The sequence below is a fragment of the Bacillus sp. Je.9.29.b genome (assembly GCF_051129925.1).
Classification (GTDB): Bacteria; Bacillota; Bacilli; order Bacillales; family Bacillaceae; genus Bacillus; species Bacillus safensis.
This window is the reverse complement of sequence record NZ_JBCPSO010000001.1, coordinates 559,568-579,961: the sequence shown is the minus strand read 5'-3', so window position 1 is coordinate 579,961 and position 20,394 is coordinate 559,568. Positions and strand designations below refer to the sequence as shown.

The window sequence follows — 20,394 nt, the reverse complement described above, 5'->3', positions numbered from 1 at the left end:
TTAATTTTGGTAATATTTCTCCACGATTTCAGCATTTTTCAGCGACAATGTTGGGTATTTCGGATTTGCACCAACGTCTTTTGAAATAATGCGGGAACGCTCGCATAGTTCTCCTTCTGCTTTTTGAACCACAATTCGTCCTGATGTATATTCAGGCGCTGATGCATCTGCATGCTGCTCATCTTCTACCGTTAATTCAGAGATGATAAAGAGCTGCTTCACATCTTCTTTAATGGATGCAAGAAGGTTTTTCACTTCATCTGTCGCATAAAGCGTCACACTTGCTTCAAGTGAACGTCCGATGACTTTCTCGTTACGCGCAATCTCCAGCGCTTTTAGCACATCGTCACGTACCTCCATAAAGCGGTCAAACTTCGCTTCTGTCGCTTCAGCTTGAGGAACTAGCACACCTTCTGGCATATCTGTTAACTGAACACTTGGCTCTTCAACAAAGCTTAAGTGGCTCCATAATTCATCTGCGGTATGCGGAAGAATTGGTGCAGTCAGCTTCACTAAAGCCATTAATGTTTCGTAGAAGACAGTCTGCATGCTGCGGCGGTCTGGATGATCGGCATGCTCAATGTAGACGACATCCTTTGCAAAATCGAGATAGAAAGAGCTGAGCTCAATCGTACAGAAATTGTGAATCGCATGATAGACGACCGCAAATTCGTAATCATCATAAGCTTTTTTCACTTTATCAATCAATTTGTTTAATTTGATCATGATGTATTGATCCACTTCGCGAAGCTCTTCTACCGGCACGGCATTAACTGCTGGGTCAAAGTCAAATAAGTTCCCATGCAGGAAGCGGAAGGTGTTACGGATCTTACGATAGACTTCTGCTACTTGTTTCAAAATATCATCAGACACTGGATGATCGGCTTGATAGTTGACAGAAGATACCCAAAGTCTAAGAATCTCTGCACCAAGCTGCTTCGCGACCTTCGTTGGATCAATCGTATTGCCTAATGATTTACTCATCTTACGCCCTTCTTTATCAAGCGTGAAGCCATGGCTTAGGACACCTTTATATGGTGCTTTTCCAGTGACAGCAACTGCTGTTGATAAAGAGGAGTTAAACCAGCCGCGATATTGGTCAGAGCCTTCAAGATAAAGATCTGCCGGACGGACTAGGTCGTCTCTTTCTTCTAAAACGGCTTGGTGAGAAGAACCGGAATCAAACCATACATCCATGATGTCCTGCTCTTTTGTGAATTCACCATTCGGGCTACCTGGATGTGTAAAGCCTTCTGGCAATAGCTCTTTTGCTTCTTTTTCAAACCAAATATTTGAGCCATGCTCTCTAAATAATTGAGATACATGCTGAATGGTTTCGTCCGTGATGATCGGCTCACCATTTTCCGCATAAAAGACCGGAATTGGAACGCCCCATACACGCTGTCTTGAAATACACCAGTCACCTCTGTCACGCACCATATTGAACAGGCGTGTTTCTCCCCATGCTGGAACCCATTTTGTTTCTTTAATATTGTCTAATAACGCTTCTCTAAAATCTTTAATGGATGCAAACCACTGAGCTGTCGCACGATAAATCGTTGGTTTTTTCGTTCTCCAGTCATGCGGGTAGGAGTGCGTGATAAAGTCGAGCTTTTTCAGCGCACCTTTTGCTTCTAGCTGTTCTGTGATGGCTTTATTAGCATCCTCATAGAATAGTCCTTCAAAACCAGGCGCCTCATCTGTCATCACACCTTTTTCATCTACTGGACAGAGCACATCAAGACCGTATTTCATACCGACAATAAAGTCATCTTCCCCGTGGCCTGGTGCTGTGTGAACACAGCCTGTTCCCGCATCAGTTGTCACGTGATCGCCAAGCATCACAAGAGAATCTCTATCGTACATTGGATGTGCTGCAACGATTTTATCTAATTCTTTACCTTTTAATGTTTTCACAACTTCGCATTCTTCAAAGCCGAGTGTTTTTACTACTTGTTCAACTAGTTCAGATGCAACGACATAACGCTCAGCACCGACTTGAAGAACACTGTACTCTAAGTTTGGATGAACACAAATGCCAAGGTTTGCAGGAAGCGTCCAAGGTGTTGTTGTCCAGATAATGAATTGTTCGCCGTTTTCAAGAACGCCTTTGCCATCTTTTACTTTAAACGAAACGTAAATGGATGGTGAACGTTTGTCTTTATATTCAATTTCCGCTTCAGCGAGGGCTGATTCACTTGAAGGAGACCAGTTAACAGGCTTTAATCCTTTATAGATATAGCCTCTCTTCGCCATTTCACCAAAGACAAGAATTTGCTGCGCTTCGTATTCAGGCTTTAATGTGACATATGGATTGTCCCAGTCTGCTCTGACGCCTAATCGCTTAAACTGGCTGCGCTGACCTTCAATTTGTTTCCAAGCATACTCCTCGCATAGTTTGCGGAATTCTGCTGTAGACATTTCTTTGCGTTTGACTTTTTTATTTTTAGTGAGAGCTGTTTCAATTGGCAACCCGTGTGTATCCCAGCCCGGTACGTACGGTGCATGGTATCCGTTCATTGATTTAAAACGGACGATAAAATCTTTTAGGATTTTATTAAGTGCATGCCCCATATGAATGTCACCATTCGCATATGGAGGTCCATCATGCAAAATAAACGTCGGGCGTCCTTTCGTCCGCTCTAAAACCATTTGATAGATGTCTTTCTCTGCCCACTCCTCTTGGATTTCAGGCTCTTTGTTCGGCAAGTTCCCTCTCATCGGGAATTCTGTTTTCGGCATTAATAAGGTGTCTTTGTAGTTCATACCCATTCCTCCACATGCTAATTCTGATTAAAAAACAATAAAAAAAGCCCTCTCATCCCATAAGGGACGAGAAGGCTTGTCTCGCGGTACCACCCTTTTAGACAAGCGATATGAAAGAGCCGCTTATCCACTCAAAAATCGTAACGTGATCAGACGCCTTTTCTTACTGGTTTTTTCAGAAAAGGAACTAAAGGGGTGATCTCATTGCAGCGTCTCGTAATGTCAGGCTTCCACCATCCCTGATTCGCTTTATTACGGCATGTGACAGCTGCGAGTGTCCCTTTCAAACGTTTATCTCTTGTTAATTTATGATGGTATTATATGCAACATGAGCACGTCATGTCAAGATGATGCGCTTATTCTTTTTCGTCAAAGACAGCGTCTACTTCATATTCCAGTAAATGATCCCAATCGTCATTTTTCAGAAGATCAAGCTGTGCTTCGATGAGCATTTGGAAACGAGTTCTAAAGACCTTCGACTGTTTCTTCAGCTCTTCGATTTCCATCGCAATTTTTCTTGATTTTGACAGCGCTTCGTTGATAATACGGTCTGCATTTTTCTCTGCTTCACGAATAATCAATTTTGCTTCTTTATCAGAATGACGCTTTACGTCTTCTGCTGCTTCCTGCGCCACAAGAATCGATTTGTTTAATGTCTCTTCAATCGTTGCAAAATGACCTAGTCTTTCGTCAAGCTCGTTTACTTTGTCTTCAAGCTCATTCTTTTTACGAAGTACGATTTCATAGTCTTTACGTACTTGGCTTAAAAACTCGTTTACTTCATCTTCATCATAGCCGCGAAAGCTTTTTGTGAACGTTTTATTATGAATATCATTAGGTGTTAATGGCAACCTCGCCACCTCCAGATTCAAGTTCGTTATGTCAGAAGCTCAAATGTTACTTTGAATTTATCTTTTTTGGTCTTCCCATCAATCGTTTTGAGGCTAAAGCGGCCAAATCCCCGAACAGAGAGCTGATCGCCTTCACCGACTGTAAAGGAAGGGTCCTCAGTGACTTTCCAATTGACTTTGACAAGCCCATTTTTGACTAAAAGCTGTGCTTTCTGCCGAGACTGACGGCTGACAGCAGCACATACAGCATCAAGCCGAAGTGAAGAAATGGTATCTTCTTTGATATCAGTCTTCGTCATCACTGGCTTTATTTCTGCCTGCGTGATTTCCTCTAATGAAACGGAGGCTCTGCCGACATGTGTCAGCTGCGCCCGCACAAAATCGGCGACATCACTTGTACAAATAAACTGCACATCTTCCTCTGAAAATAATAGATCTCCGAATTTTTGACGCTTCAAGCCTGTCCCAATCAATGAGCCGAGAAGCTTCGGGTGTTCTAAGGAAATAAACTTTTTCGCATAGTTCACCTGAAAATATGACAGCTCAACATCTTGAATAGAAGGTTCTAAATAATCAGGATAAATGAGAGCTCTTTTGCGCTCCGCTCCCTCATACCCGCCAAAAAACATGATCCCAAGTTCTTCGCCATGCTGGATGACGGACTCAGTAATAAATTGCTCACGCGGATCAAGAAAATCTGTTAATTTCATTCGATATTGGTCGAGTGCGATTTTTTTCCAGCCTAACACTTGGTCAACAAATGGCTGTTCGTCTTTTCTAAAATGCTGATAGATATCGCTCATTTTGTTCCCCTCTTATGTAAAAGAGCCTGGCAGTGCCAAGCCCGGCAGCCTGTTTACATGAAGCGCACAATCATATTGTAAAGACCAGTTAGTCCATATGATGATGCAAAACGAATCACAAGCAATGCCACAATCGGCGAGATGTCAATCATGCCGATTGGCGGAATAATTTTACGAAATGGTTCTAAATACGGTTCGCAAATATTTGTCAGAAAACGGCCAAACACAGTTTCTCTTGCAGATGGCACCCATGACATAAAGATGTAAATAATAATCGCGAATGAGTAAATCGTTAATACCGTTCCTAAAATATTAAAAATGAAATTTAGAATCACTATGATTTACCACCTCTGAGGTTCTTCCTCTGTCAATAGCTCTGATATTGTACCAGATACATCTACATTATCAGGTGTGCAGAGGAATATATTCGAGCCAATACGCTGGATGTCTCCACCGATTGCATAAACGGTTCCGCTTAAGAAGTCAATGATTCGCTTTGCTTGATCATGCTGAATGCGCTGCAAATTCACGACGACTGCACGTCTGTTTTTAATATGGTCTGCAATCTCCTGCGCCTCTGCATAAACACGCGGCTCACTTAACACCACTTTAGAGGATTTTTGCACGCTTTGCAAGCTGACGACATTTTGTTTTCCTGTCTGCGGACGATCTTGAAATGCTGCTTTGTCCTTCGTTCCTTTTTCTTCTTGAACGGGTTCTCTTTCTTCATCAATATATTCGTACTCATACTCTTCATCGTCGAGAGTGAAAAAGCTTTTAAACTTATTTTTTATGCTCATGTCACGCACCTCCTGTTTCATTTCCAACAAGTGAAGAGCCAATCCGAACGAATGTCGCACCTTCTTCAATTGCGATTTCAAAATCATTTGACATGCCCATCGATAAATGCTGACAAGGTGCATTTACTTGGTTAAGAAGTTTTACCTCTTCTTGAAGGTTTTTTAATGTTTTAAAACAGTTGCGAATCACAGTGTGATCATCTGTAAATGGAGCCATCGTCATCAGCCCAGCCACTTCAATGTGTTTGAAATCAGCCAGCTGTTTCACAAATGGAAACACGTCTTCGCTTTGCAAGCCGTGTTTTGACTCCTCAAGTGATGTGTTCACCTGTACAAAACAGCGAACCGTATGATCCGCTCTTTTTTCAATTTCATTCGCAAGGGACATTCTGTCAAGCGAATGTAAATAGTCGATTGTCTGAATGACAGATTTCACTTTTCGCGTCTGTAAACTGCCGATGAAGTGCCAGCTAATGTTTTCATCGGTTATGGCCGCCTGCTTTTCAAGTAACCCTTGGTCACGATTTTCACCAAAGTGCATAATTCCTGCTTCTTTGGCTTCTTGTGCTCGTTCAATGGAGACATACTTTGTCACAGCGACGACCGATACATCTGCTGGTTGTCTACCGGCTCTTTTACATGCTTCGTGTATTTGTTCATTTATTTGTCTGAGATTCTCTCGTACATTCAATTGCACTTATGCCTCCTTAAACCCGACAAAAGACATCATACGTCCTGTTTTCCCTTGATCACGCCGGTGTGAGAAGAAAAGCTGATCATTGCAGCTTGTGCACATCGAACTGACATGTATGTTTTCTTCTTTTATTCCTGCATGAAGCAATACGTTTTTGTTTAATGTTTTCAAATCAATTTTATATTGTCCTGGTGAAATCTCGGAATACACATCCTCTGTTGAAAAAGGAAGCTGTTTCACTTGATCCATGACTGCGTCATCGACTATGTAGCAGCAGCTGCCAATGGATGGTCCAATGACGACTTGAATATGATCGGCCTTGGCACCTTCTTGGCTGACCCATACATCAACCATCTTTGCACCAATTTGCTTGACGGTTCCTTTCCAGCCGGCATGAGCCGTTCCAATTAATCCGTTTTGCGGAGCTAGAAAATAAAGCGGAACACAATCAGCGAAACAAAGAGCGAGCATCATGTTCGTCTCAGACGTATATAAACCGTCTGTACCAGGCAGTGCCTCATGATAATGAAGACTTCCTCTTCCTCTTTGCTCCTTGGTGGCTTTCAGGATGCGATCCTCGTGTGTTTGGTCTGCAAACACCCAATCAGAGAGCGGCACAGCAGCAGCATCTGCTATGACTTGACGATTCCTTTGAACACTAGAAGCATCATCTCCTACATGGAGTCCAGTGTTCAATGATTGATATGGAGGTAGGCTGAAGCCGCCATTTTTTGTTGTAAACCCGGCCAATACCTCTTTACCAGAACATGTCATGTTCGTCCAATCATGAATGGTCATTGCATATGGTGATTTCTGCTGAAAGGGGTCATATTTGTATGTCAAAGCTGCCTCCCACCTTTCATTCATCTCTCTTTATTTCGCTCCTATTTTACCACAAGACATGCATAGACAGTTAGTGGGATTCATTAAATATTACACTCAAATGTGCCCTTTCTGCAGGTTTTTTTACAAATTGATATGAAAACGTAATCTTTTTACCCGAAAAAGACATTGTTTGCTAAGAATGAAGAGTTTGTTTTAAGGAAAAATTGAATGATTCATTGAGGGATTATACGAATTAAGAAGACAAGCGGACAAGTATCACATCTTCGCCAATTTTTACTATATTTCGCCATGGGACAATCATTTCCTCTTCTTTTCCGAAAAATCCCATCATTTTACCTGTGCCGCCAATAATAATCGCTTGGATTTTACCGCTTGTGACATTAATATCAATGTCCCCAATGGTGCCTAGTTTTTTCCCGCTGGATACATCGACGACATCCTTGATTTGGAATTCAGAAATACTGATCATCTGTCCTTCCCCGCCTTTCGTTTTCTACTATAATATGTATGATGGAAAAGCAGGGACGCAGACCAATAGTTTCTTTTATCTACAATTTGCTTAAATGCGGACGGCCATTTCTCCACATGACATCTACCGGACATTCAAAAAAAGAAGAAAGCAAGCCGCTTGTCATCATTTCTTTCGTTTCTCCTTGATCAAAAACAGATCCATCTTTTAATAATAAGGTGTGCTGAAAAACAGGCAGAATCTCCTCTGCATGATGGGTCGTATAGAGCAAAGTAGGCGCATCAGGCTTTGCTGCAATAAATGAGATGGTCTCCAGCACTTGCTCTCTTGCTAAAAAGTCAAGACCCGTCACAGGTTCATCTAAAATCAAGAGCTGCGGATCATTCATTAAAGCTCTCGCAATCAAGACTTTTTGCTTCTCTCCCTGTGAGAGGGTTTCATATGTTCTGTTGGCATATTTGAATGAACCAAACGCTTTTAATAGATCAATGGCTTTCTCTCTCATTTCATCTGTCGGGGTTTCATAAAGCCCGATAGAAGCAAATGCGCCGCTCAAAACAATTTCAAATGCATTGTCGTCTCTGTGCAATTTCTTTTCAAGTCCCGCTGAGATGAGACCAATTTTCCTCCTGAGCTTTTCACCAAGAGCTTCCTTGCCAAAAACATGTCCCAGCACTGTCATCTCGCCTGACGTGGGGAAATAATAGGAGCAGAGCATATTTAATAAAGCGGTTTTTCCCGCACCATTTAAACCGTAAAGCGCCCAGTGTTCCTGCTTATTTACCTGCCAGTCAACAGACTGCAACAGCCATTTCCCATTTCTTTTTAATGAAACATTCTTCAATTCAAGTGACACCATAACTTCCTCCTGAGTAAAAATTCTGAATATACAAATAATGAATGTTTACAGCATATCGTAAATGCTCTTTCTGGTAAACCTCATGTAAAAAAGCTGCTCCAATTTAGGAACAGCTTTTTTACAAGGTTACGAAATTTCAATTCGTACGCCTTCTTTTATATCAGGAAACGTGTGCGGGGATGCAAAAACAGCTCCTGGTAATACATCATCAAACGGCTCTTGGAAGTAGATCGAAATATGGCCGAGCTCTTTAAAGTTGTCATTTGCTTTATTGCCGAGGGCTGTGATCGTGTACGTTTGATCGCCCACTTGAATGGTTCCGCCTAGCTTCAGCGGCTCTTCTTCTAGATGTTCGAACTCATGAATGACAGACATATCTCTTAATTCCTGCGGCGCTGCGGGTCCAAATAAAACAATCAGCTTATCTTCTTTAAATTGCGGGACTAAGATCCCAATTTCTTTTACAACAGATTGTGTTACCATGTATCTCGATTCCTCCTTTAATACGTTTAATACATACCGAAGCTGGCAACGTATGCGATCACAACAGATAGAACCCCTGTAATAAGACGGCTATACAAAACAGCTGGTACCCCATATTGTACCGTTTCCGGCTTCGCTTCACCAAGTGACAGCCCCACTGGAATAAAATCACACCCTACTTGACCGTTGATGGCAAATAGTGCAGGAAGTGCAAATTGAGGCGGAATGTTTCCTAGTGCAATTTGACTACCAATCAGAACACCGATGACTTGGGCAATGACTGCACCAGGTCCTAAGACAGGTGATAGGAACGGCAGTGTACAGACCACAACGAGCAGTAAAAGCCCCCAAAGAGATCCTGCCAAAGGTGATAGAAAATGGGCAATCAGATCACCGATTTTTGTATAATTGATAATTCCAATTAACATACTGACAAATGCCATGAATGGAATAATGTTTTTCAAAAGCATATCAACAGAATCACGGCCGGCCTGGTAGAACGTACCGGTGACTTTCCCGATTCCGCGTGAGAATCTCATCAGGAAATTGCCTTTTTCCTGCCGCTCAATATTTTCCTCTTTCAGCTTTGCATACGTTTCTTTGAAATTCTCTTTGTCAATCGACTCACTGTTTTCCTGACCTTCTGCTTTCGACTCACCATCAGATGCTTCTGCATAGGAAATATCTTTTTCTGTTACGCCTGATACGAAGATATCTTCTGTAATATGTTTAGCAAGCGGCCCAGAAGGAGAGGATGCCAAAACGTCTACAGTTGGAATGCGTTTCATTGGATAAAGTCCGATTCGCGCCGTTCCCCCGCAGTCAATGACAACACACATCATTTCATCTTCTGGTATAGAGTTTTTAAAGCCGTCACATGCTTCTGTCCCTGTCATTTCTGCAATTTTACGTGCAACCGGGTGAATGCCTCCCCCTGTAATGGAAACAACCTTTCTTCTTTTACCAGTTGGTTCAAGCTCTAAGCCTTCTCCCCATCCGCCAGCACCTTTTGCAACAAATACTTTGTGGTTTGTCATCTCTAACCCTCCCCTATTGTGAATTCGCTTTCATTTTTCCTGCTAAATATTTTGTAATCCATTCAGTAATGATTCCGCGTAGTAAAATGACGACGATCCCGACTAAGAAGTAACGAACAGCAAGCTCTGACATTGAATATCCAGCTTCTTTAATCCCGTTCGCAATTCCTAAGTAGACAAATAGTTCTCCTGCGTTGGCATACGGGAACAGTGATGTCACCGGATGAACAAATGAAACAGCTGAATCATAGAATGCTGGTTTTTGTTTTTCAGGTAAGAAGCGGCCAAACGTATAAGCCATTGGGTTTGTCAAAATAAGAACAGATAAGATCGGCATTAACGTGTAGCGCAAAATGGTATATTTCGCTGCAAACTGAATGGCTCTATTCACTCGCTCTTCTCCAATAAATTTCATGACAGCATAAGTGAAAGTAAGTAACACAACAAGCGTTGGAACGATACCTGTAATCAGACCCATGAACTGCTTTCCGCCGGCTTCAAACATGCCGATAAAGTGCTCTCCAAACCATTGAATCCATTCCATGTTTCATCTCCCCTTTCTTTAGTTCACATTTGTTATATTTTTTTTCGAAATCGAGACAAGTGCCTGTTCAGCCGCCATGGAAAGTGCTTGCATGACAGCTGGCGCTTTTTTGCGCTTTTTCAACGTTTTCTTCATCATGTGGTGCTCGTCCAGCACAGCCCCTACATGCTTGCCTTCATATGCAGGGACTTCTTTAAATTTAGATAAGATCGACACGCCGCCAAGCACATGACATTTTTGAATGATATACGATTCATCCACAATGATGAGCGCAATGGCCCCAGGGCCAACTTTGCGCCGTTCCATTCCTGAAAATAAGTGATAGCCTTGTTTCCCTCTGTAGTCATCAATCAGTGAGTCCATGCTTTTGCGGTAATACTTGATTTGAATAAAAGATAACCCATACTGCACTATGAGAATGATACAAAGTACGATTGCTAATTTTTCCATAGCTTCACGTCCTTATGATTGAAATAAGTGATCTTGTAATGAACGCAGCTTCCAGACGGTTGTGTTTGAATCAAGCTCTACATCATCATGAGTAAGGAACTGTCCTAATTTGATGTCTTTTTTCGCTACAACTTTTCCGCTGATTAAGCCAATTGGAATGTGACCGTTCGTTTTCATGTCTTGATGCGTTTCAAGTACACCTCTTACGGAGTATCCGCCAATTCCGTCAAGTGATTCCCCTGCTTTAATATCTCTTTTCGCAACAGCGACTGTTTCTGACACTGGTACACCAATCGGGTGGATCGATGAATCATGCTGTAAGACCGCTTTTGCGATGGTAACAGGTGTTTCAAGACTCGCTAAGTGGAAAGGACGGTAAAGCGTGTAGTGAGGACCTTTTCCAACTTTTAAGTAACGAAGCTCTTCATCTACTGGCTCTAGATCACTCTTGACGATAACGAATACGCCTGGAGCAAGTCCATTTACATATTCAACGACTCCGAAGTGATCGAGCACGCCGCCTTGTTGTTTTTGATTCAATTTATCTGCTACATTCTCTAAATTTGCTTCGACTCCGTGCATACCGACTTTATCTGGCAAAAGCCCTGTCGCGTTACTTAATAAGTTCATTTCTGCCATTGTTTTTGTTCCGTCTTGGAAGGCAGCGAGCATATGTGCACTCATATGTTTACTATCTGCTTCTGCTTTACACGTATCTGGATTTGCTTCTGGGAAGAATGGGTTGTTCTTGCCTTTCCCAGCAACGAGCACCTCAAGTCCCATTGTTTTTGCAAATTCATATAATTCTAGTGTTGCTGCCGGTTCGTCTCCAGCTGATCCAGAATAAACAAGTCCTGCATTTGTGAATAATTTATGCATCACCAAACCGATGGTAATATCAACTTCTACATTTAAAAGAACGAGATGTTTCTTTGAATTAAGCGCTTCCAAAGAAATGTTTGCTCCGACCTCTGGCACTCCTGTTGCATCTACGACAACTTCCACAAAATCTGATTGAATCACTTCTCTATAATCATTTGTGACGACCATTTGATGCGGCTTCGCATGCTGCTTGTAAAAATTCGCTGCCTTCTCTGCTGCACTAAGGTGAATATCACAAACACCTGCTACAATCATGCCTGGAATTTTAGAAATTTGTGAAATAAGTCCAAAGCCCATTTGGCCTGCCCCAATAATTCCCACTTTGATTGGATCTCCACTGCGTTCTCGAGCTAACAACTGTTGATAGATTGACATCTAAATCATCCTTTCAGGTTTTCTTGCTTCTCGGGTAGATTGCTAGAAAAATAATCTGAAACTTTTAACAAATGTTATAAAAATTAACAAAAATCTGTTTCTTGTAACATTTGTTATTTTATTTATCATTTGTTATGAACTTAGTTTATATGATGTGTCAACTTTGTGTCAAGCTAAAATCGATAAAATTTTCAATCTTTTTGAGTCTAAAGACTCAAAAAAACTACCTAATCATATTAGGTAGTTTACTTTAATAAGGCATCTCCTGTTCGTTCATCCGTAATTAATACATGTATTAATCCACCTTCTAATGCTGCCCGGATCGCTTCAACTTTTTCTTCTCCTCCAGCGACACCAATGACAAGCGGGATTTCTTTCAGCTTTTGCGGGCTTATGCCCATTACCCTGTCGTTCCATGGGTGAGGATACACTTCCCCTTGGTGATCAATAAAGTTATAGCAAATGTCACCCGCTACATCCTTCGCTTGAAGAATATCCTCCTCACCGCTTGTCATATAAGATTTCACCATCGTTGAATGCTGCGGAACCCCGCCAATCCCGACAACCGCAATATTTGATGATTCTCCTAGTTCAATCACTTTTTTGATTGACGGCTGCCGAATTAGTACATCCTTCGCTTCTTTCGTATCAAGCATGACAGGCACATGTAAAAACTCACATTTAGATTTGAGTGCCTCTGTGCATCTCGCAATAATATAATTGGCATGGATATCAACATCTTCGTTTCCCACACCCCCGACAAGCGGAACAAATGTCACAGATGGGTAATGCTGAACTGACGTAAGCGCTTTCGCCATTTCATGCAAAGTGGTTCCTGAGGAAAAACCGATGACTTGTCCATCCTTCATGACTTTTAATAAAAAACCAGCCGCCGCAGCGCCGATTCGGCTTTTTGTTGTTTCTTGGCTGAGCGTTTCCACACAGACGACTTCTCGCAGCCCGTATTTCCGCTCTATTTTTCTTTCTAAAGATCCATATTGTTGATTCATTTCATCATGAATAATGATTTCCACGATTCCTGCTTCACGTGCTTTTGCCAAATATTTCGATATGAGCGAACGGCTAACCCCAACCGCTTCTGCTATTTTAGATTGAGTGGCGCCTTCTTCATAATACATATGCGCAACCTTAATGAGCAGCCTTCTTTCATCATGGAATGTCATAATAACCCTTCTTTCCGCTTAAGTGTTTCCTAACAAATGATATCTTAAATAACATTTGTTAAAAACAGATTAAATGAAAAAAATAACAGAGTCAATACTAGAGACGTGCTCTTTCCAAGAATGAAAAAAGCCGCACATGAAGCGGCGGCTTTAAAAGATGTTTTTATTCATTTGTTTGATGGCTGCTTTTTCAAGTCTTGAGACTTGTGCTTGAGAAATCCCGATCTCTTCAGCGACTTCCATTTGCGTTTTTCCTTGGAAGAAGCGTTTGCGAAGAATCATTTTTTCTCGATCATTCAGTCGGCGCATTCCCTCTTTTAAGGCCAATTCCTCTACCCATTGTGTGTCTTTGTTCCGATCATCACTAATTTGATCCATCACATAAATCGGATCTCCTCCGTCATTATAGATCGGTTCAAACAAAGAAACAGGATCTTGAATCGCATCTAGGGCAAAGACAATTTCCTCATGAGGCACTTCCAGCACTTTGGCAATGTCTTCTGCCGTTGGCTCCTTGCTTGTCTCACTAATCAGCCTCTCACGAACCTGAAGCGCTTTGTAGGCAATATCTCTTAGTGAACGAGACACCCGAATTGGGTTGTTATCACGCAAGTATCGACGGATTTCTCCTATGATCATAGGGACCGCATAAGTTGAAAATCTGACATTGTGGCTTAAATCAAAATTATCAATTGATTTCATTAATCCGATACAGCCTACTTGGAAGAGATCATCCACATACTCGCCTCTGTTGTTAAAACGCTGAATCACACTTAAAACCAACCGCAAATTGCCATTGACTAGCTTTTCTCTTGCTGTATCGTCACCCTCATCTTGCAGCTGTCTGAACAATTTTCTCATCTCTTCGTTTTTCAGAACAGGCAGTTTGGAGGTGTCGACTCCGCAGATTTCCACTTTATTTCTGGACACTTTTTTCCCTCCCTACAGGAGCTGTTGTACAAAGTTCAGTATCTCCTTGGGATGGAAAAATATGCACGAGTGATGACGAGAATCATGAGAAAAGAAGTTGATTCCTTTGACAGCAGAGGGACAGAGCTTTTTAAAAAATTTTTTTAGACCATTTTGTTAAATTCTTTTTGTAATCGTTTAATAATTCTTTTTTCAAGCCTTGAAATATACGACTGGGAAATGCCTAGCATGTCAGCGACATCTTTTTGGGTTTTTTCCTCACCGCCAACCAAGCCGAATCTGAGCTCCATGATCTGTTTTTCACGGTCATTTAATTGCTCCAGCGCTTTTTTCAAAAGTTTTTTATCTACATTTGCTTCAATATCCCGTGTGATAATATCATCATCTGTTCCAAGTACGTCTGATAAAAGCAGTTCATTTCCGTCCCAATCAATGTTGAGCGGCTCATCAAACGACACTTCTGAACGAATTTTATTATTTCGGCGCAAATACATCAAAATCTCGTTTTCAATACATCTCGAAGCATACGTCGCAAGCTTGATCTTTTTTTCTGGGTTAAATGTATTGACTGCCTTAATTAGACCAATGGTTCCAATACTAATTAAATCCTCAATATTAATCCCTGTGTTTTCAAATTTTCTTGCGATGTAGACCACCAACCGCAAATTTCTTTCAATCAGGATAGCCCTTGCTGTTTGATCACCTTTTGGTAATTTGACAAGCAGTTCCTGCTCTTCATCCTTTGATAATGGCGGCGGCAGCGCCTCACTACCACCAATATAATAAATCTCATCACTCTTAAGCCCTAGCTTCATGAGGAGTTTATACCAGTAGTAAGTGAGTTTAAATTTTAATTTTTTCATCTTCTTCTCCCTTCTAAATGTCAAGTTGACCTCGTAAGATAAAAGACATCACCAAAACTTAAGACACCCCTTGGATGATTTTTCCGTCTAACATATCTGGATGAATGATGGATTGAAATTCCTGATCTGCTGATAAACCGCTCAGACTCATGCCTACAAAACACTTGGCTGGCTGGATCATATGCGTTTTTGAATAAATGATGACCGTATCTGGTTTTAAGCATAGAAGAAACCCGTGATCATGACCGACCGCTCGATATGGAACAAGTCTTAAACGATCAAGAAGCGGAAATTGATTATCGAGCTTTTGCATCACTTCAACAGGATGAGACTGCTTCATAAGCTCTATAAATGGCTCTCCGCAAATGGACATGAGCTCATCTGCTTGAACGATCATCACAGGTGTTTTCGTCATAGGATCATACAGCTGATTGCCAGAATCGACGAGTCCCTTTAAGCGGATGGTCTCTCCTTGAATGTGTATCTCCACAAGGACTTGTTCATCAAACTGTCTTTTTTTCGCACCGACCTCTCCTAATCGTTTCTTTGAAAACAGCCAAATCGCAGGAAAGCCGGTTAAAACAAAAAGCCAGCTAATAGGATCACCAAAGCCATCATTTTGTGAAATCAGTAGCCCGTCTTGAATAACAGTATTGGTTTGTAAAAACGAATGAACCCCGATCATGCCTCCTCCCATCAAAAATGTGACAAAGTAAAAAGCAAACAGGTTTTGAAAAAAGGATCGAAATCTTTGAAATCCAAAAGTGGCAAGCACGATCAAGACAGAAAAAAGCAGTTTGCCTAAAGGGTGTGACACAAACATTGCAAATGGTGTAAAGAGCAAGAGAACAATGCTCGATCCAATCAGAGCTCCTAACATATATCGCCGTTTTTTTACTTGTCGTTTGAGAATAAATGCAGTGAGTAAGAGAAGCAATAGATCAAAACAAAAGTTTAACAGCCAAATCACATCTAAATAAATGACCACCTTCTGCTCCTTTCATCTGAAACAAAGAATCAAAAGCAGTACTTGCACTTGTTTGTACCAGTATAAAACAGCCAAGAGATGGAAGTCTGTCAATTCTTGTTGGGGATGATAGAGAACTTTTGGTGGATTGTTATTGTTTTTGTCGAGGAATGAGAGCACAAAGCAAGAGAGTGTGCTTCCGGACAAGCTTACAAACAATTATTCGAAACGAAAAAAGACACGCTCCAAGGAGTCGTGCCTTTTTTAAGGATTATTTTTCATTGATATTTAATGTGCCTGGAGCCTTTTGTCGAGTAACATTTCCATAATCATCCCGCACAATCACTTCAATGACTGCACCTTTTGCTTTGGCGGTAGAAGTAGCTGTCCAGTAGCCTTCATATGTTCCGCCGGCTACCTCACGAAGCGGCAGCTCTGTTGTATTTTGCAGCTTTGATCTCGCGTTTGTCAGCGGCATGTGAATGACAAACGTTGCGTCTAGCTTTTCTCTGCTGTTAAATGAAATTTTAACAGACTCACCTGATGATAGATTGACATTCTCTGCTGGTGTCAGCTTAGAAATCTCAGGCGCTTCGTATTGAACATCGATATCGACTTTTTTAGTCGTTTTGTTTCCTGCTGCATCTTTTGCTGTTACTTTGATCGTATTTTTCCCGTTTTCAAGCAGGATTCTTGCAGAATATTTCCCATCTTTTATTGCTGCTTTTTTTCCATTCACAGTGACTTGATCAAGATGATCATCCGTCACCTTTCCTTCTACAGTGAGTGATTCTTTATTAGACTTTTCCCCTTTTTTTGGTGTATCTATCGTTAAAACTGGGGCTGCTTGATCAATGATCACCTTGACTGATTTGGATTTTTTCGTTGCGCCTTTATCCGTAACAGTAGCAGCCGTGAATACATGCTCTCCGCTTGACACTGTAACCTTCTCTTTGAAAGCACCCGACTGATCTGCTTTCACTTTGGCAATCTCTTCATCGTTTTGATAGATCGCTACATCAAGCCCTGGAGAGGCTTTACCTTCAATCTCCAGTTCATCTTTGTTCGTGATCGTTCCAGCCTTTGGAGATGTTATTTCTGGTACATCTGCTTCATATTGGACAAGCGCACGAATCATATAATTTCCCTCTTCTTTTGGGGAAGGAGAAAAGGCACCGCTTGTCAGCTGCCAGCTTCTTTCAGCATTTGGTCCATCTTCATCTGTTGCAAGGCCTGGAGATTCCGTATTCTTTTTCGTTTGAATATAGACAAGATAGAAATCTCCATCCACCGTAATGGCTTGATCTTCTAAATCTACTTTTGTCCATTCACCATTACGCAGCGCATTCGCTTTAAAAGGTCCCGCAATTTTTTCACCTGGAGCGCCGTCCTTCCCAGAAGCATCATACACTTCAACCGCAAATTCATTCCCGCCAGGGGCTGGCCACTCTGTTGTCCAGAAACGGAATAGCCCCCCTGTGACCTGCGCTAGTTTCTTCCCTTTTTCTAATGAAAATTTCACCGCCCAGCCATTACCAGGATCATAGAACGCCCGCGCATTTTCAGGTGTTCCGTCATCGTAGCCAATTTCGCCAGCAAAACCGATGAAAGGTTCCAGCTTGATTGCTTTTTCAAGCGGCTTTTCTGTCACATCGGCTGTAAACGAATATCCTTTAAACCCTTTCGCAAATACTTTGACTGTATACACACCGCTCAATGCCTCTAGAGAAAACTCGCCAGATTCATCTGTTTTCACCGGCTCAATTTTCGCATCCTCTACAAGATAAACCGTAGCATCCTTTACTTTTTCACCCGTTGTTTCATTGACAATTGTGCCAGATATCGTTCGTTTTTCTAGTGGCTGCAGGGAGAAATTTGCCTCTGCTTGATCATTTGCAGAAATATTGACTTTTTGTGTGCGTGATTCAAAGCCATATGCTTCAGCTTTCACTGTAAATTCCCCTGCACCATGAGAAAGCTGATATCTCCCTGTCGCTTCATCTGTGTACGTGGACTTGCCGCTTTCAAGAACACTGATTTCTGCCTTCATCGGAAGAGCTTTGATAGACGGAGCATCTAAGCTTTTTTCCTTTTTCATCTGGACATGTTTTTCTTTTATTTTAGCCGGCTTTGCACTTTTCGGATCGACAGGTTTCTTCTGCTCCTGTGCTGGCTTTTCTTTTTTGATGACGCCAAGCTGTTTCTTTGCCTTTTGAGGCAAGGCTTGATCTGTTATTTTCACATCATCTAAATAAAAACCGTCTTTTGTCACACTGCCATCCGTTCTTATCTGAAAAATAACTCTCACGTTCTGACCTTTGTAAGCAGATAAATCAACTTCTCCTTTTGTCCATCCACTTGTTTTGCCTGTGTAGGCTGCCACTTGGACAGCATCTTCCCCATCAGGCTGCACATGCATATGCACATAGTCATAATTTGCTTCAAGGTCATGCCAGTATTGATATTGTAAAAAGGAGGAGCCTGACTCAGGTACCGCAATCATCGGCATAGATAAATGAGCATCTGTTTGATTTTCATAAGGACTGTCTAGGTTTGTGGCGTAGACATGATCTCCAGTAAAGGCCTGTTTCGGACCTGTGGTCGGCTTCCCCCACTGCCAAGGATCTTTTGTTCCACCACTGAACCATCCACTTGGCCAAGCTTCAAAATCTTGCGAGTAGCCAGTCGTGATGGATGTTTTAATCGGAAGCGTATACGGTTCTGATGCAGCTTCATTTTCTCCAAAATCTTTCACAATCCATCGGTACGTGACGTTTTCTCCCTCAAGTTCTGGGAGCTGGACAACATATATCCCTTTTAAATGATTTCCATCCGTTCGTTTTGCTTGCAGCGTCTCCCTTTTCCCTTGATCCACTTGATAGCTCAAGGAGACATTTGTCACCGCTACTTCATCTTCTGCTGTAATACTTAGAGGTGTTGGTGTAGAGGCAAAAATTTCATTCGGTCCTTTATGAGAAAAAACAGGTGGTTCTGTATCTTCTCCCTCTTTTGTTACCTGTCCTTCAATCTTGCCAATTCCATCTGTTAATGCTGTGATGGCTTCTTTTGCATCAACTAATCCTGCCCCATAGCCATTGTTAGGGGATTCCGGGAATTGCTGATCTGTCAGCGGTTTTGCAGTATCAATGAGAATTTCTTCGATCTCTTCAACAGACAGATCTGACTGTACTTGGCGCAGAAGAGCCACAACAGCTGAAACATGCGGACCTGCCATCGAGGTTCCATTCCAGCCATCCTCATACCCTTTCCCAGGAATAGAAGAACGAATATTTACCCCTGGGGCCGCAATATCTGGTTTCATGACCCCATATGGAGAGGGACCTTGCAAAGAGAAAGAACCCAGTTTGTTGTTTTGATCTGTTGCACCCGTCGCAAAGGCTTCGGGATAGTTCGCAGGATTTGCAATAGATCCCTCACCGCCAGGGTTAAATAAATCCGTATTACCAGCTGAAAACTCTGGGAAGATGTCCGCAGCTCTCCAAGCATTGACCACATCTTTATACCAATCATCAAGACCTGGCCCACCGCCCCAAGAATTATTGACCACATCTGGCGCCTTTTCTGGATGAGGGGTTCCGTTTTCATCTTTTGGAGCTAAAATCCATTCACCTGCCTCAAGCAGATCAGCATCTGATCCACCATCTTCTGAGAAAGCTTTCACCGCGATCCATTTTGCACCTGGTGCGACTCCAATTTGATTCTCTCCATTTGGCTCAGAGCCAACCATCGTTCCCGTTACATGTGTACCATGCTCTAAATCATCGTATGGCGCTTTAGAACCTGTCGTTGCATCGTACCAATTGTATTCATGAGAGGGTTCATTCGGACGTGCAGGGTCAAATCCGCGGTATTTTTCTTTTAATGCAGGATGATCCCATTCCACACCTGTATCAATACTTGCCACAACGGTACCAGTTCCGTCATAGCCTAAAGCCCACGCTTCTGGGGCATGAACTTGAGAAATGTTCCACTCGATTCCATCTGCTGCTTTGATTTGTTTGTTTTTCTTTGAAGTCTTCAAATCAACAGGACGATGGATTTGACGGATTTCATTTGGCAGCACTTGATCTACTTCTGGGAAGGAAGCCACCTTTTCCATGACTTCTTTCGTTCCCGTCACAGCGAGACCATTCACAATATAGTACGAATGAATATCCTTCACTTGCTTTTTCTTTTGTGCCTTTTGTAAATAAGCAAGCAGCGCTTCCTGCGTCTCTTCAGACGTCGCTCTTAGTTCTGATACGACAGCTGATCTTTTTGTGTACTGCGTTTTAGCAGCTGTTAACTTCTGTTTTTTGGCCATTGACACAGCATCCTTCGCCACTTTTTTGACATTGGTTTGTTCCTTCATTTTGACTAAAAAGGTCACCTTGTCTTCTTGTTGAAACTGTTTCATTAATCTAGATGAGATCTTTGCTTTTGTTTTCTTGGAGGAAACAGCTTCCTCTTGATATGAGGTAGAAGTCGATTTTGCTTGAACGATCCCAAAGCTTGTCATCGTTAAAGTACCAATCACCAAAAGACTCATCAAACGATAGCCGGCGGTTTTGCGTAACTTCACTTTCAATCA

General features: G+C 42.0%; 19 protein-coding genes and 1 other annotated feature. All 19 genes read right to left on the bottom strand.

What is annotated here, in order from left to right; genetic code table 11:
• A complete protein-coding gene (gene ileS, locus AAZR19_RS03050) occupies positions 1-2,766 on the bottom strand; it encodes an isoleucine--tRNA ligase (protein WP_434702269.1) in 2,766 nt (921 codons plus the stop codon).
• Positions 2,767-2,825: 59 nt separating this feature from the next.
• Positions 2,826-3,063: a binding site (T-box leader), on the bottom strand.
• Between the two features lie 59 nt (positions 3,064-3,122).
• The gene (locus AAZR19_RS03045) at positions 3,123-3,617 is read right to left on the bottom strand and encodes a DivIVA domain-containing protein (protein ID WP_008344947.1); all 495 of its coding nucleotides are present in this window, start codon (positions 3,615-3,617) and stop codon (positions 3,123-3,125) included.
• Between the two features lie 26 nt (positions 3,618-3,643).
• Positions 3,644-4,420 carry an RNA-binding protein gene (locus AAZR19_RS03040; RefSeq protein WP_434702267.1) on the bottom strand — a complete coding sequence of 259 codons (777 nt, stop codon included), beginning with the start codon at positions 4,418-4,420 and terminating at the stop codon, positions 3,644-3,646.
• Between the two features lie 53 nt (positions 4,421-4,473).
• On the bottom strand, positions 4,474-4,755 hold the full coding sequence (locus AAZR19_RS03035; RefSeq protein WP_024424240.1) for a YggT family protein: 282 nt from the start codon (positions 4,753-4,755) through the stop codon (positions 4,474-4,476).
• A gap of 6 nt (positions 4,756-4,761) precedes the next feature.
• Positions 4,762-5,220: a cell division protein SepF gene (gene sepF, locus AAZR19_RS03030; protein WP_024424241.1), complete on the bottom strand. Its 459-nt coding sequence runs from the start codon at positions 5,218-5,220 to the stop codon at positions 4,762-4,764.
• A 1-nt stretch (position 5,221) separates the two neighbouring features.
• On the bottom strand, positions 5,222-5,911 hold the full coding sequence (locus AAZR19_RS03025) for a YggS family pyridoxal phosphate-dependent enzyme (RefSeq protein ID WP_434702294.1): 690 nt from the start codon (positions 5,909-5,911) through the stop codon (positions 5,222-5,224).
• Positions 5,912-5,917: 6 nt separating this feature from the next.
• The gene (pgeF, locus tag AAZR19_RS03020; RefSeq protein WP_170871268.1) at positions 5,918-6,757 is read right to left on the bottom strand and encodes a peptidoglycan editing factor PgeF; all 840 of its coding nucleotides are present in this window, start codon (positions 6,755-6,757) and stop codon (positions 5,918-5,920) included.
• 235 nt (positions 6,758-6,992) lie between these two features.
• Positions 6,993-7,229, bottom strand: a complete 237-nt coding sequence (locus tag AAZR19_RS03015; RefSeq protein WP_008344958.1) for a YlmC/YmxH family sporulation protein — start codon at positions 7,227-7,229, stop codon at positions 6,993-6,995.
• A 79-nt stretch (positions 7,230-7,308) separates the two neighbouring features.
• Positions 7,309-8,085 (bottom strand): ABC transporter ATP-binding protein, encoded by a 777-nt coding sequence (locus AAZR19_RS03010; protein WP_326148670.1) that lies wholly within the window; start codon positions 8,083-8,085, stop codon positions 7,309-7,311.
• Between the two features lie 129 nt (positions 8,086-8,214).
• On the bottom strand, positions 8,215-8,571 hold the full coding sequence (locus AAZR19_RS03005) for a PTS glucitol/sorbitol transporter subunit IIA (protein WP_007499733.1): 357 nt from the start codon (positions 8,569-8,571) through the stop codon (positions 8,215-8,217).
• Positions 8,572-8,597: 26 nt separating this feature from the next.
• Complete coding sequence (gene srlE / locus AAZR19_RS03000) at positions 8,598-9,608, bottom strand: PTS glucitol/sorbitol transporter subunit IIB (RefSeq protein ID WP_041108918.1); 1,011 nt, start codon at positions 9,606-9,608, stop codon at positions 8,598-8,600.
• A 13-nt stretch (positions 9,609-9,621) separates the two neighbouring features.
• The gene (gene srlA, locus AAZR19_RS02995) at positions 9,622-10,152 is read right to left on the bottom strand and encodes a PTS glucitol/sorbitol transporter subunit IIC (RefSeq protein WP_024424246.1); all 531 of its coding nucleotides are present in this window, start codon (positions 10,150-10,152) and stop codon (positions 9,622-9,624) included.
• An 18-nt stretch (positions 10,153-10,170) separates the two neighbouring features.
• A complete protein-coding gene (locus tag AAZR19_RS02990; RefSeq protein WP_024424247.1) occupies positions 10,171-10,602 on the bottom strand; it encodes a transcriptional regulator GutM in 432 nt (143 codons plus the stop codon).
• A gap of 12 nt (positions 10,603-10,614) precedes the next feature.
• Positions 10,615-11,859, bottom strand: coding sequence for an NAD(P)H-dependent oxidoreductase (locus AAZR19_RS02985; RefSeq protein WP_076839530.1), 1,245 nt, complete (start codon positions 11,857-11,859; stop codon positions 10,615-10,617).
• 245 nt (positions 11,860-12,104) lie between these two features.
• Positions 12,105-13,043, bottom strand: coding sequence for a sugar-binding transcriptional regulator (locus AAZR19_RS02980; protein WP_061109809.1), 939 nt, complete (start codon positions 13,041-13,043; stop codon positions 12,105-12,107).
• A 150-nt stretch (positions 13,044-13,193) separates the two neighbouring features.
• Positions 13,194-13,973 carry an RNA polymerase sporulation sigma factor SigG gene (sigG, locus tag AAZR19_RS02975; protein WP_024424250.1) on the bottom strand — a complete coding sequence of 260 codons (780 nt, stop codon included), beginning with the start codon at positions 13,971-13,973 and terminating at the stop codon, positions 13,194-13,196.
• 143 nt (positions 13,974-14,116) lie between these two features.
• On the bottom strand, positions 14,117-14,836 hold the full coding sequence (gene sigE, locus AAZR19_RS02970; RefSeq protein WP_007499746.1) for an RNA polymerase sporulation sigma factor SigE: 720 nt from the start codon (positions 14,834-14,836) through the stop codon (positions 14,117-14,119).
• A 58-nt stretch (positions 14,837-14,894) separates the two neighbouring features.
• Positions 14,895-15,824: a sigma-E processing peptidase SpoIIGA gene (spoIIGA, locus tag AAZR19_RS02965; RefSeq protein ID WP_262089392.1), complete on the bottom strand. Its 930-nt coding sequence runs from the start codon at positions 15,822-15,824 to the stop codon at positions 14,895-14,897.
• Between the two features lie 250 nt (positions 15,825-16,074).
• Positions 16,075-20,391 (bottom strand): S8 family serine peptidase, encoded by a 4,317-nt coding sequence (locus tag AAZR19_RS02960; RefSeq protein WP_434702261.1) that lies wholly within the window; start codon positions 20,389-20,391, stop codon positions 16,075-16,077.
• Positions 20,392-20,394 lie beyond the last annotated feature (3 nt).

Bases quoted from the DNA above. Each gene is read 5' to 3' on its own strand.
- AAZR19_RS03005 (WP_007499733.1), bottom strand. From the start codon at position 8,571: ATGGTAACACAATCTGTTGTAAAAGAAATTGGGATCTTAGTCCCGCAA.
- sepF (WP_024424241.1), bottom strand. From the start codon at position 5,220: ATGAGCATAAAAAATAAGTTTAAAAGCTTTTTCACTCTCGACGATGAA.
- AAZR19_RS02985 (WP_076839530.1), bottom strand. From the start codon at position 11,859: ATGTCAATCTATCAACAGTTGTTAGCTCGAGAACGCAGTGGAGATCCA.
- AAZR19_RS03040 (WP_434702267.1), bottom strand. From the start codon at position 4,420: ATGAGCGATATCTATCAGCATTTTAGAAAAGACGAACAGCCATTTGTT.
- srlE (WP_041108918.1), bottom strand. From the start codon at position 9,608: ATGACAAACCACAAAGTATTTGTTGCAAAAGGTGCTGGCGGATGGGGA.
- AAZR19_RS02980 (WP_061109809.1), bottom strand. From the start codon at position 13,043: ATGACATTCCATGATGAAAGAAGGCTGCTCATTAAGGTTGCGCATATG.
- srlA (WP_024424246.1), bottom strand. From the start codon at position 10,152: ATGGAATGGATTCAATGGTTTGGAGAGCACTTTATCGGCATGTTTGAA.
- AAZR19_RS03015 (WP_008344958.1), bottom strand. From the start codon at position 7,229: ATGATCAGTATTTCTGAATTCCAAATCAAGGATGTCGTCGATGTATCC.
- sigE (WP_007499746.1), bottom strand. From the start codon at position 14,836: ATGAAAAAATTAAAATTTAAACTCACTTACTACTGGTATAAACTCCTC.
- AAZR19_RS02990 (WP_024424247.1), bottom strand. From the start codon at position 10,602: ATGGAAAAATTAGCAATCGTACTTTGTATCATTCTCATAGTGCAGTAT.
- ileS (WP_434702269.1), bottom strand. From the start codon at position 2,766: ATGAACTACAAAGACACCTTATTAATGCCGAAAACAGAATTCCCGATG.